The sequence below is a fragment of the Neobacillus bataviensis LMG 21833 genome, from assembly GCF_000307875.1.
GTDB classification, from domain to species: Bacteria; Bacillota; Bacilli; order Bacillales; family Cytobacillaceae; genus Neobacillus; species Neobacillus bataviensis.
Genome location: NZ_AJLS01000134.1, coordinates 1 through 12294 on the forward strand (window position 1 = coordinate 1; position 12294 = coordinate 12294).

Genomic DNA, 12294 nt, shown 5'->3' on the forward strand with positions numbered 1-12294 from the left:
ATGACCCCGAGCCCCTAGGCTGCTTGCGCTAGACAGTAATTTCACAGGAAAAATCTCCGAAAAAAGAAAAGGGGAGTTATATATGTCACTCAACGAATTTATAGGTCAAGCTACCACGTTAACTGTTGCGCGGAAAGCGGAATTTGGCTATTTTTTATCAGATGGAACTGAAGATGTTTTACTGCATAGTAATCAAGCACATCAGGAATTGGCAGAAGGGGACGAAGTCGAAGTCTTTTTGTTTGTTGATTCACAAGGGAGAATCTCGGCTTCGATGACGATTCCGGAAATCTCAGTTGGAGAATACGCCTGGGTAAAAGTAACAGATACGAATCCAAAAATCGGCGTCTTTTTGAATATTGGCCTGCCAAAAGATATTCTGTTAGGGGCGGATGATCTTCCTGCCCATCAATCGGTCTGGCCGAACATCGGTGATATGGTCTATGTTACCTTAAGAGTAAATCGCAATCATCTGATTTATGCGAAACAAGCCAGTGATCAAGTGATTCAATCCATTTCAGTCCACGCAACTGAGAAAGATTTTAATAAAAATGTTCAAGGGCATATATACCGTACAGCCAAGGTAGGCAGCTGGGTCTACACAATAGAAGGCTTTAAAGGTTTTATTCATGAATCACAACGCGGTAACGAGCCCCGGTTAGGTGAAAAAGTGGAAGGACGGGTTATTGACGTCAAGGAAGATGGAACCATAAATGTTTCTTTGCTTGCAAGAAAAGAGGAATCACAAGATCTGGATGCAGCCAAAATTTACGAATATTTAATGAGTAGAAACGGGGCCATGCCATATAGCGATAAAAGCGCGCCGGAAGATATACAAGAACGGTTTGACCTAAGCAAAGGGGCATTTAAACGCGCACTGGGGAAACTGATGAAAGAGGGCAAGGTCTACCAAGAAGGCAGCTGGACATATGTAAAAAACTAACTTACATACTCACTTTCTTATTGCTTACACTAAGGTTGCAAGGAATTTTGAAAGGAGCATGTAAATGCCGCACACTTCTGATAATGATAAAAAAGCAAAAGACAATAATGCCCTTCACCACGAAAAGAATATGATGCGTGAAAAAAACCGTCAGGCAGGGAAAAACCAATATTCAAAGAAAACAGACCATAAATAAAAGGAATGAGGTGCTAAGCACCTCATTCCTTTCTCTTTAAGAAATCGTTAAAACCTCATATTTTGCTGCCAAATCAATAAAGTCGCCCATTCCACTAATTTTTCCAACTTCTAATTTGTCGGATACTTCATAGTGGTCGGCACATGTCTTACATGCTAAAATATCGACACCTTTTGCTTCTAATTCCTTTAAATGAACTGAGACAAGAGAATCCTCGGTCATGGTCAGCACTCCACTATTCATACAAAAAACGGCTGCTGGGAGCTCTTCCTTTTGCTTTAGTATCGTAAAAAAAGTTTCAAGGATACTCTCACCGAGTAGTTGATCGCCCTTGCCAAGTTGGTTTGAGCTCACTAAAATCACTTTGTTTTTCATTTGCTTTATATCTCCTTAACGGATACCTAAGGCAATTTTTGCATAACGGGACATCATTTCTTTATTCCAAGGCGGATTCCAAACAATATTTACTTCCGTTTCCTTTATCTCAGGGATATCAGTTAGTGCTCTTTTCACTTGGTCGACAATGGTTCCGGCAAGTGGGCAGCCCATAGCTGTTAACGTCATCGTAACCGTAGCCATCCCCTCTTCATCCATTTCAACATCATATACTAAGCCTAAATTGACGATGTCAACACCTAACTCAGGGTCGATAACTAACTCTAAAGCACCCATAATATTTTCTTTTAATTCTTCATTCATATGGTTTCACTCCTTATCATATTTTTATTTACTTCAGGGCATGTTTTTATTACAATTTCCAAAAGGCGGTAATTAAATCCACTTTTGTTGAACATATAAAAGTATATAGCTTTTTTATCGCTATTGGTGTGAATTTTTTTACAGTATAGATATAAAATTGTTAACATAGTAAATATAGAAATAATATTAATCATTCCTACAAGTAGTGTATCATGTTATCTGATTTTTTTCTAAAGCAATGCATTCACTAGTGAAAATTTGAAATAAGAAGGAGTTTATATGGCAGAAAAGCATTTAATCGCATTAGATTTAGATGGAACATTATTAAAAGATGATAAAACCATTTCTCAAAAAAATAAGGAAATCATTCAAAAAGCAAAAGCTGAGGGTCATATTGTCATGATTGCAACCGGCAGGCCTTATCGTTCAAGCGAAATGTATTATCGTGAGTTAGAACTGAACACACCAATTGTTAATTTTAACGGGGCTTTTATGCATCACCCGCTTGATTCAAGCTGGGGATTCTATCATGAACCGCTTGATGTTAAGGTAGCAAAGGACATTGTAGAAGCCTGCAGAAGCTTTCAGTTCCACAATATTATTGCCGAAGTGATGGACGATATTTATTTCCATTACCATGATGAAAAGCTTCTAGATATTTTTAGCTTTGGCAATCCCAAAATCACTACAGGCGATTTACAAAACTTTTTAAACGATTCACCTACAAGTTTGTTAATTCATACAGAAGAAGATCAGCTTAAACAAATTCGTGATCATCTATCTGAAATCCATGCGGAAGTGATTGACCAACGAAGCTGGGCTGCCCCGTGGCATGTAATCGAAATCATTAAGGTTGGCTTAAATAAAGCTGTAGGCTTGAAAAAAGCAGCAGATTACTTTGGGATCCCAGCTGAAAGAATTATTGCTTTTGGTGATGAGGACAATGATCTGGAGATGCTTGAATATGCCGGTCATGGAATTGCCATGGGAAATGGGATTGACCAAGTAAAAAATATCGCTAATGAAGTAACCTTAAGTAATGAAGAAGATGGTGTGGGGGTATATTTGGCTGATTTGTTAAATATTAAATTTTAACCCCATTAAGCCAAGCTTTTCCTAAATGAACCGCCCATATTTGGAGCATACTATTTCCTGAGGCAGCGTTGCTGTTTCAATATGAGCTTTTTAGCATATTGGAGGGATTCGCATGGGTAGATCAAACAAATCAAAACGCTTTGTCCAGCAAGGAAAGGATACTGTTAACAAGCATGCCGAACGTATTCCTTATCACATGACCTACGCTGAAGCGGAAGCTCAGAAGATGGCCAATGTGCACGAATCCTCGCTTGGAGGAATTTAACATGGGAAACCAATTGTTCCAGGAAGCACGGAGATTTGTGGAGATGGCGAAATCCGCTAACCCTAATGACCTTGATTCTGCAGTTGTAAAAGCAAAGAACGCTCTAAGTTCTGCATTTGCAAACTCGACAGTTGCAGAACAAGCCCAGCTCCAACAAATGCAACAAGAGCTTGATCAGATCCAATAGCTGTACAAAGAAAAGCGGAAGTGCCCATATATGGCTCTTCCGCTTTTCTATCTAATCCCTTCGAAAAAATCCATAGACCCCTGTTGTCTGTACGATGTTCGTAAACGCATGGGGATCCACTTCCTTAATGATTCTTTCTAAATCATAAAGTTCATAGCGGGTGATGACAATCATCAGCATGTCCCTTGTTTCATTGGAAAATGCCCCTTTAGCAGGAATCATCGTGATGCCTCTAACAAGAGTTCCATGTATCGCTTTTTTCAAGTCTTCCGCCTTTTTCGTAATAATCATCGCTGTCAGCTTGGCATGCCTTGTATGGATCGCATCAACCACTCTCGTAGAGGCATATAAGACCACGAGTGTATAAAGGGCTTTTTCCCATCCAAATAAGAAGCCGGCGGTCACAACGATAATCCCGTTTAACACGAACATATAAGGCCCTACTGGTTTATCTTTCAGTCTAGATAAAACCATCGCAATGATATCGACGCCGCCTGTTGATGCTCCCCATTTTAAGGTTATACCAACTCCAATTGCTTGAATGACGCCGCCAAATACCGCATTCAGTAAGATATCATGTGAAAATTTATGGATTGGAATTAATGTTAGAAACAAGGAGGAGAGTAACACACTCAAAAAACTATAAATGGTAAATGATTTACCTACCTTCTTCCATCCGAGAATCGCTACCGGAATATTAAGTACAAGCAATAAGAACCCCATTGAGACATGAATGGGTGTATAATCACTTAGGACTTTCGAGAGTAATTGGGCAATTCCGGTAAAACCGCTGGAATATACATTTGCTGGAATTAGAAATAAGTTCATGGCAAGTGCATTTAACAATGCACCGACTGCAACAATAAAAGCTTTTTTCGTCTGAAGCCAAATCAATAGTATACCCCCTAATTTAAATTGTATTTTTAGGCTGAAACCGATAAACTGAAACTAAAATATATGTTATGAATGAGGTGAGCTTCATGCCGGTAAAAATACTTGCTGACAGCGCATGCGATTTACCCAAAAGTTTTTATGAAGAAAATCACGTTACGTTATTTCCTTTAAAAGTTGAAATCAAAGGACAAGAATTTGAAGATGTTAAAACCATTGATCCTAAAACGGTTTATGATGCTATCCGCAGTGGTGTAGTACCAAAAACATCTCAGGTGTCACCGCTTTTGTTTGAAGAAATTTTTACGGAAATGGCGGAAAAGAATGAAGAAGGAATTTACATAGCCTTTTCCTCCGCATTATCCGGTACATATTCAACCGCTGTTATGATTCTTGACCAAGTGAAGGAAAAATATCCAGACTTTTCTTTAACGATTGTTGATACGAAATGTGCATCCCTTGGATTTGGTCTGATTGTTCAAGAAGCAGCAAAGCTCGCGGCAAATAATGTTTCGAAAGAAAAGATTTTAGAAGATGTCCTATTTAGAAGCCAGCATATGGAGCATATTTTTACGGTAGACGATTTAGATTATTTGGCAAAAGGCGGCAGGGTTTCGAAGGCTTCTGCGTTTTTGGGTGGATTATTAAATATTAAGCCGATTTTAAATATGGAAGATGGGAAACTTGTACCCATTGAAAAAATCAGAGGAAAAAAGAAAGTATATCGCCGGATTATCGAAATCATGCACGAGCGAGGGTCTAATTTGCAGGAGCAGGTCATTGGGATTAGCCACGCAGATAATCTCGAAACGGCATTGGAGGTTAAAGCGATGTTCGAGGATGAATTTAATCCAAAAGAGGTGTATATCTCTTCGATTGGCTCAGCCGTTGGTGCACATACAGGGCCGGGTACCATTTCGATTTTCTTTTTAAACCAGCTGCCATCCTAAATTTTTATTTTTACAGCTTTCACAATTCGGACATATATGCCTCCTAGTCTGTGAGATAGTTCACTTTTTTCAAACATAGACACGTTTATAATACAAAGTATTAAAGCTGTTTGCGTTTGAAATAGCTGTTTTTAGGAGGCGTTTCATATGTCTTTTAACCGAGACTTTAATAAAGATCCATTTATCGTTATTTGGGAGCTGACACGTGCTTGCCAATTAAAATGCCTGCATTGTCGTGCAGATGCACAATACGCAAGAGATCCTCGCGAATTATCATTTGAAGAAGGCAAAAAGCTAATTGATCAAATACATGATATGAATAACCCAATCCTTGTCTTTACAGGCGGCGATCCCCTTATGAGGGAAGATGTTTTTGATATTGCTAAATATGCAGTGGAAAAAGGTGTAAGGGTTTCGATAACGCCAAGCGCTACACCGAATGTAACGATGGAGGCAATGCAGAAAGCAAAGGAAGTCGGCCTATCGCGCTGGGCTTTTAGTCTTGATGGACCAACCGCCGAGATTCATGACCATTTCCGCGGTACAGCAGGTTCGTTTGACCTGACAATGGAGAGAATTAAATATTTGCATGAACTGGAAATGCCAATCCAAATTAATACTGTTGTTTCTAGATACAATTATGAACATCTTGAAGAGATGGCTAAACTGGTTGGGGAATTAAAATGCGTGCTGTGGAGTGTCTTTTTCCTTGTTCCAACTGGAAGAGGCCAGGTAACTGACATGATTTCACCGGTGGAAACTGAAAGGGTACTCAGATGGCTGTACGACCTAAGCAAGCAGGTGTCATTCGATATTAAGACAACTGAAGCGATGCATTACCGTCGGGTTGTCATTCAGCAAAAAATGCGTGAAGCAAAGTCACAGACAGATGAAATTGATTATTTAAGTGCCTTAACGGAAAAAGGGTTAACAGGTTCCATTGATGGACTTGGACGCGCCCCTAAAGGTGTGAATGACGGAAATGGCTTTGTGTTTATTTCTCATATTGGTGATGTTTACCCAAGCGGACTGCTGCCAGTTAAAGCGGGGAATGTCCGTGAAACACCATTAGCGGAGATCTACCGGGAATCGCCAATCTTTAAGGCATTAAGAAATCCTGACGAATTCAAGGGTAAATGTGGTGTCTGTGAATTCCGTTATGTTTGCGGCGGTTCAAGATCAAGAGCCTATGCAATGACAGGTGATTATCTTGAGAGCGAACCATTCTGTGTATATATTCCTAAATCATTAAGAGAGAAACAAGCACAAAACTAGAAAAACAAGGCTGCCTCAATTAATTGAGACAGCCTTGTCAATAATGATGTTATTCTATATTACAATAAACAGCTGAGCAATTTTCACAGCCAATTTCATCTTTTAAATATTGTAAGTCTAATATTGTGATTTTCCCTTTTTTAATGGAAATAATCTTATCGCGCTTTAACTCACTAAGGATCCGATTGGTACTTTCTCGGGAGGTACCGCAGAAATTTGCCAGTTCCTGGTTGGTTAAGGGCAGGTCAATTAAGATTTCGCCCGCTTTGGGGATTCCATAGCTGTTAGACATCCGTATAAGTGTAGAAAATAAGGCACCCCGTTTTCCATTTAAGACAAGGTCGCGAAATTTAGTCTGCGTTTTGCGAAAATGATCACTCATCCATTTCATGAACTCGAAGGCAAGCTTACTATTTTGAAAAATTTCACTTTCAATTACTTCTTTTTTGATTGCAACAATTTCTCCTTCTTCTAGCACCTTAGCGCTTAAGAGATATCGTGGATTGTCAGTGAAAAGTGTTAACTCACCGCAAATATCATTGGCACTGCAAATTCGGAGCGAAAGTTCACGGCCGTCAGAAGTAATTTTACTGATTTGAATCTTGCCAGAAATAATAATGAAAAGCTCTTCTGCTATCATTCCTTCCTGAAACAGGAAACTTCCTCGTTCACTTTTAAATTTCCGGTCTGCAAATGTAAGTAATTCTTTTATCTCAATGGAATGAGTTGGCTTCATTGTTGCTGTCATCCTAAATCACCTCGTACTGATTTTTCTATACTAATCTATTTTCATTTGAATTAAGTTCGTTAGTAACATTTTATCTCATGATTAGTCGATAAAATCCAGTAAACAATGACAATATAGTGAAAACTTCGATGGATTTTGAAAAAATAAGCTAACCCATGTAGTATAAATTGATTGTAGAGAAAAGAAATAGTGGATAATGATTTCCAAAATCAATCGTTTAATCATTTACAATCATCTGTTAAGATAAGAATAATAGTAAAAAGGATTTTAATAGTGAATAAAGTAACAGCATTTTAAGTTAGTTCTTGTTACACTAAGTTATATAAAAGCTTCTTTGAAAATAATGGAGTTGAGACGAATGGAAAAAACCATTATTAAAGATAAATTAAATAGACCGTTACGCGATTTAAGAATTTCTGTCATTGATCGCTGTAATTTCCGCTGTCAATACTGTATGCCCGCTGATCAATTCGGCCCGGATTTTGAATTTCTACCTAGAAGTGCCTTGTTAACCTATGAAGAGATTGAACGTTTAGGAAAAATATTTGTCAGTTTGGGTGTAGAAAAAATCCGCTTAACCGGCGGTGAGCCACTCATGCGTAAGGATATGCCGATTCTTGTCAAAAAACTTTCTGCAATTGAAGGTTTAAGTGACATCGGCTTAACAACAAACGGTGTCCTTCTTCCGAAAGTAGCCAGTGAGTTAAAAGCAGCGGGCCTTAAAAGAGTAAATGTCAGCCTTGATACGTTAAATGATGAATTGTTTGGTCAAATTAACGGTCGCGGGGTAGGCACTGGACCTGTATTGGAAGGCATTGAAGCAGCTAAACAAGCAGGCCTTGGGGTTAAAATCAACATGGTTGTCAAAAAAGGGTTAAATGATACAGAAATCATCCCAATGGCTGAATACTGTAAAAAGCAAGGTTTAGAGCTCCGGTATATCGAGTTCATGGATGTTGGCGCAACAAACGGCTGGAAGATGGATGATGTCGTTACTAAAAAACAGATCTATCATTTATTAAAAGAGCATTTCGAAATGGAACCGGTTGACCCGGCTTATTATGGGGAAGTGGCAAAGCTCTATCGTTATAAAGATGCTGACGTGAATGTTGGGTTTATTACATCTGTTTCTGAATCTTTCTGCTCAAGCTGCACGCGTTCACGCCTGTCGGCAAATGGCCAGATTTTTACCTGTTTATTTAATGGCAATGGCCACGATATCCGGAACTTCATGAGAAATGGGGCAACCGATGAGCAAATTGCTGAGCGGATTACAGCCATTTGGAATGGCCGTGATGACAGATATTCAGATGAAAGAACTGCCGAGACACACAAAACACGTAAAAAGATTGAAATGTCCTATATTGGCGGCTAACCCCTCTCGCGAGAGGGGTTTTTATGTGCGCAAAAAAGCCCGCTTGTGATTAGCGGGCTACTGATTATTATGCGATATAACGAGGGAATAATATATTGTTTTCAAGATGAACATGCATGAAGGTTAATCCTTCTAATGCTTCCAAGCGTGCATAAACTAAACGGTACGTACCACAAGCATCTAATGGAAGTTCAAAGTCTGATGTTACTTCACGGATTTGTCGTAAAATTTCTCCCGCATGGTCGTGTTCTTTTTCAAGCTCGACTATCATATTAATGGCTTCTTCACGATTTTCAACTGTACCATCGGCAAGCTGTTTAATTAACGGGAATACGATGGCTTCCTCTTTTTCCATATGCTCAATTAATTCTTTTTTGAACTCATAAAACAGTTCATTCACTTTTAATAGTTCTGGATGGTTGTCACCATGTACACGTGATACCTTCGTAACATATGGGCTAAGATTCATTAGCTCTTCTTCCGATACACGATGATAATTTGAAATGACATGATCGATGATGGTGTTTGAATCTGAATCAGTCCAAACTTCAACATCTTTCTCAGTGTTTTCATATTTTTCAAAAACAACTTTTAATTCATCTAAAAGATTATCCATAATAAGGCCGTTTTGAGCAACTGCAAGGGATAACGGAATGTTTCCGCCACAGCAGAAATCGATGCGGTTCTTTTTGAATACGTCACTTGTTTTTGGTAATTCGTTCACAATATCTTTAACTAATGAATTTTCGGTAATAGTGAAAGTCATGGTATTTGCCTCCTAGAATTTTCATGTTAATTAACTTCTGACTCCATCATAATTGAAAATGAATCTTAATTAGGTGACCTACATCACACATCCGCTATGATTTTTTATTTTTTCCTTCAGTTTGTGACATTTGATATGTTTGCAAGGTTTTTATAGGCTTATAATGAATAGTAGTCGATTACTATTTATACATAGTATAAAATTGAATGTTTTAAGGCAGGAGCTGAATGAAATTGATAGAAAGAAGAAAACCGATTCCGATTGGGGAAGCAGTGCAAAAAATTATGGAATATCAATTACAAGGTTTAACGGAATATGTTTCGATAAATGAAAGTTTTGGCCGCTTTTTATCAGAGGATTTAATGGCAACCAGCGATGTGCCACACTTTGATCGGGCACCATATGATGGCTTTGCCGTCAGATCGATTGATACACGAGAGGCATCGCAGTCCAACTCGGTCGAATTTGAAGTGATTGACCATCTTGGAGCCGGAATGGTTTCACCAAAGGTTGTCGGGCAAAATCAAGCTGTCCGTATTATGACAGGGGCGATGATGCCAGAGGGAACAGATGCGGTCGTCATGTTTGAAGTCGCAAAAGACTACGAGAAAAATGAATCGCCGTATATGTCGATTAAACGAAGTTTTAACAAAGGTGACAATGTTTCCTTTGCAGGGGAAGACGCAAAAGAAGGTGAAGTGTTAGTAAAAAAAGGTACATTGATTAATCCGGGCATTCAAGCCATGCTGGCGACTTTTGGCTATAAGGATGTTCCAGTTGCAAAAAAACCGGTTGTCGGGTTATTTGCGACCGGAACAGAGCTATTAGAGGTGGATGAGTCGTTAGTTCCGGGGAAAATTCGCAACAGTAATTCTCATATGATTGCTGCACAAATTGAAAGAGTTGGCGGCATTGTTCAATACTTTGGAAAACTCCCGGATGAGTTCGACACATGCTTTGATGCGGTAAAAGACGCATTAACCAAAGTGGATTTATTAATTACTACCGGAGGAGTATCCGTTGGCGATTTTGATTACCTGCCAGCTATTTATAAAAAGCTGGGTGCAGAGGTTTTCTTTAATAAAGTGGCGATGCGCCCTGGAAGTGTGACGACAGTTGCAGGATACAAAGGGAAAATCCTCTTTGGTCTTTCCGGTAATCCTTCTGCATGCTATGTAGGCTTTGAATTGTTCGCGAGACCAATTATCAGAAGGCAGCTTTTTTCGAAAAAGCCACATTTAAGGAAAGAAAAGGCAGTACTAGAAGTGGACTTTCCGAAAGCCAATCCATTTACAAGGTTTGTCCGCAGCTCTACGTTTATCGAGGATGGCAGGCTAAAAGCAACGCCAAGCGGTCTGGATAAATCAAACATCATAATGAGCCTAGCAGGTGCCAATTCATTGATGATTCTTCCCGGCGGCACAAGAGGTTTTTCAGCGGGTGACGATGTAGATGTTCTATTACTTGAGGACCAGGTTGGCAGTGAGTGGCCTTGGTAAGACCGGTTATTTTTCAGGTGGTGGGTTATCAAAACAGCGGCAAAACAACGATTACATCCAAACTGATTGAAACACTGACCATCCAAGGCTTAAAAACAGTGACTATTAAACATCACGGACATGGCGGCAGGCCGGATGTGGCCGGACAAAAGGATTCAACAAAACATCTGTCAGCAGGTGCGGTTGCATCCCTAGTTGAGGGCGGTGGCAGATTGATTCTACATGCTGAGCAGTGTGAATATGGTCTTAATGAACAAATAGAATTGATGCAATTTTTTCATCCAGATGTCATTTTAGTGGAAGGGTATAAGTGGGAAGGTTATCCAAAGCTTTTATTGATAAGCGACAAACAGGATTTACCCTTAGTAGACCAGGTGAACAATGTTCAAGCTGTGGTGTATTGGAAGGAGGAGATGAACGTTCTCATTTACTCTAAATTGGATGTGCCGTCCTTTCACATATCTGATGAAGCAGCCATTGGCTGGGCTGTTGAATTCATAGAGAAACTTGTTCCTAAAATGGATGAAAAAGAGTGACAAATTGTTGAAAACAGAAGGCGAAAGCCTTCTGTTTTCATGAGTATGTGATACTCTTCACTTTTTTTTTCTAGTTGCTATCTTATAGTAATGGTAAGCAGGATTAAGGAGTGAAAGAGATGAAGTTATTTTTACCGAAACAACATGGTGCTTGGGCAATGTTGATCGTCCCTTTTTGGCTGGGTGTGATGGATGGAGGATTTTTGTGGCAGCATATTCCGTTTTTTCTAGGCTGGCTCTTATTGTATTTGGGAACTTATCCGATGCTCCTTTTATTTAAAAAGAAAAAGATTCCTTTTTATACAAAATGGACGCTCATTTATATGATACCGGCCTTATTTCTCTTACTAATACCCCTCATAGAAAGGCCTTCGATCGTTTTCTTTGGCCTTCTGATGATTCCGTTCTTTATGATAAATGCTTATTACACGTCAAGAAATCAAGACCGTGCATTTATGAATGATATAAGTGCGATTTTTGCCTTTTCGATCGCTGGCTTAGCAAGCAGTTATTTAGGGCAGGGCGTTATTGGGCTTGAAATGATCATCTTTCCCTTTTTAACATCCGTGCTGTTTTTTATTGGCTGTACTTTTTACGTTAAATCGATGATTAGGGAAAAGAAAAATATAACATTCAAATGGATCTCATGGATTTACCACTTACTGCTAGTGATAGCATGGATTGCCTGTGGCCTTTGGATTGTTGCTATTGCTTATATTCCGAGTTTACTTCGAGCCATTTTCTTTTACGGGAAAAAGTTATCTCCAAAACAAATTGGGATTTACGAAATTATTAATTCGGCGATTTTCTTTATTCTCATTGCGATTCAAATAAGTTTGCTAAAATAAAAAATCGGTCGAAATGACCGA

At 39.1% G+C, this 12294-nt stretch carries 16 protein-coding genes; 11 read left to right on the forward strand and 5 right to left on the reverse strand.

Translation table 11 applies throughout. The features are described from left to right. Positions 1-82: 82 nt before the first annotated feature. A complete protein-coding gene (locus BABA_RS20080) occupies positions 83-943 on the forward strand; it encodes a CvfB family protein (RefSeq protein ID WP_007087075.1) in 861 nt (286 codons plus the stop codon). 64 nt (positions 944-1007) lie between these two features. After that, a complete protein-coding gene (locus BABA_RS26750; protein WP_007087076.1) occupies positions 1008-1139 on the forward strand; it encodes a DUF3941 domain-containing protein in 132 nt (43 codons plus the stop codon). A 36-nt stretch (positions 1140-1175) separates the two neighbouring features. On the opposite strand, the gene BABA_RS20085 is transcribed toward BABA_RS26750, so the two are convergent. After that, on the reverse strand, positions 1176-1514 hold the full coding sequence (locus BABA_RS20085; protein WP_007087077.1) for a DsrE family protein: 339 nt from the start codon (positions 1512-1514) through the stop codon (positions 1176-1178). A 15-nt stretch (positions 1515-1529) separates the two neighbouring features. Then, a complete protein-coding gene (locus BABA_RS20090) occupies positions 1530-1838 on the reverse strand; it encodes a metal-sulfur cluster assembly factor (RefSeq protein ID WP_007087078.1) in 309 nt (102 codons plus the stop codon). A 279-nt stretch (positions 1839-2117) separates the two neighbouring features. On the opposite strand from BABA_RS20090, the gene BABA_RS20095 reads away from it, so the two are divergent. The 3 genes from BABA_RS20095 to BABA_RS20100 all read left to right on the forward strand — a co-directional run bounded on the left by BABA_RS20095 (position 2118) and on the right by BABA_RS20100 (position 3385). Further along, positions 2118-2933: a Cof-type HAD-IIB family hydrolase gene (locus tag BABA_RS20095; RefSeq protein WP_007087079.1), complete on the forward strand. Its 816-nt coding sequence runs from the start codon at positions 2118-2120 to the stop codon at positions 2931-2933. A 112-nt stretch (positions 2934-3045) separates the two neighbouring features. Further along, positions 3046-3198 carry a hypothetical protein gene (locus BABA_RS27745; RefSeq protein WP_007087080.1) on the forward strand — a complete coding sequence of 51 codons (153 nt, stop codon included), beginning with the start codon at positions 3046-3048 and terminating at the stop codon, positions 3196-3198. A gap of 1 nt (position 3199) precedes the next feature. Then, positions 3200-3385: a DUF3813 domain-containing protein gene (locus tag BABA_RS20100; protein ID WP_007087081.1), complete on the forward strand. Its 186-nt coding sequence runs from the start codon at positions 3200-3202 to the stop codon at positions 3383-3385. Positions 3386-3436: 51 nt separating this feature from the next. On the opposite strand, the gene BABA_RS20105 is transcribed toward BABA_RS20100, so the two are convergent. After that, on the reverse strand, positions 3437-4279 hold the full coding sequence (locus BABA_RS20105; protein WP_007087082.1) for a YitT family protein: 843 nt from the start codon (positions 4277-4279) through the stop codon (positions 3437-3439). Positions 4280-4365: 86 nt separating this feature from the next. On the opposite strand from BABA_RS20105, the gene BABA_RS20110 reads away from it, so the two are divergent. Then, positions 4366-5226: a DegV family protein gene (locus BABA_RS20110; protein WP_007087083.1), complete on the forward strand. Its 861-nt coding sequence runs from the start codon at positions 4366-4368 to the stop codon at positions 5224-5226. Between the two features lie 147 nt (positions 5227-5373). Beyond that, positions 5374-6501, forward strand: a complete 1128-nt coding sequence (locus tag BABA_RS20115; RefSeq protein ID WP_007087084.1) for a TIGR04053 family radical SAM/SPASM domain-containing protein — start codon at positions 5374-5376, stop codon at positions 6499-6501. A gap of 49 nt (positions 6502-6550) precedes the next feature. Here the strand turns inward: BABA_RS20115 and BABA_RS20120 are convergent, their stop codons facing one another. Beyond that, positions 6551-7249: a Crp/Fnr family transcriptional regulator gene (locus BABA_RS20120; RefSeq protein ID WP_007087085.1), complete on the reverse strand. Its 699-nt coding sequence runs from the start codon at positions 7247-7249 to the stop codon at positions 6551-6553. 358 nt (positions 7250-7607) lie between these two features. Between BABA_RS20120 and moaA the strand changes: the two genes are divergently transcribed. Continuing rightward, on the forward strand, positions 7608-8624 hold the full coding sequence (moaA, locus tag BABA_RS20125) for a GTP 3',8-cyclase MoaA (protein WP_007087086.1): 1017 nt from the start codon (positions 7608-7610) through the stop codon (positions 8622-8624). Between the two features lie 67 nt (positions 8625-8691). On the opposite strand, the gene ric is transcribed toward moaA, so the two are convergent. After that, the gene (gene ric, locus BABA_RS20130; protein WP_007087087.1) at positions 8692-9390 is read right to left on the reverse strand and encodes an iron-sulfur cluster repair di-iron protein; all 699 of its coding nucleotides are present in this window, start codon (positions 9388-9390) and stop codon (positions 8692-8694) included. A gap of 233 nt (positions 9391-9623) precedes the next feature. On the opposite strand from ric, the gene BABA_RS20135 reads away from it, so the two are divergent. From BABA_RS20135 to BABA_RS20145, 3 genes are all read left to right on the forward strand, one after another. Continuing rightward, positions 9624-10889, forward strand: a complete 1266-nt coding sequence (locus tag BABA_RS20135; protein ID WP_007087088.1) for a molybdopterin molybdotransferase MoeA — start codon at positions 9624-9626, stop codon at positions 10887-10889. After that, complete coding sequence (gene mobB, locus BABA_RS20140) at positions 10877-11425, forward strand: molybdopterin-guanine dinucleotide biosynthesis protein B (protein WP_007087089.1); 549 nt, start codon at positions 10877-10879, stop codon at positions 11423-11425. The genes BABA_RS20135 and mobB overlap by 13 nt, the downstream gene beginning before the upstream one ends. A gap of 119 nt (positions 11426-11544) precedes the next feature. Then, on the forward strand, positions 11545-12273 hold the full coding sequence (locus tag BABA_RS20145) for a YwiC-like family protein (RefSeq protein ID WP_007087090.1): 729 nt from the start codon (positions 11545-11547) through the stop codon (positions 12271-12273). The last annotated feature ends 21 nt before the right edge of the window (positions 12274-12294 follow it).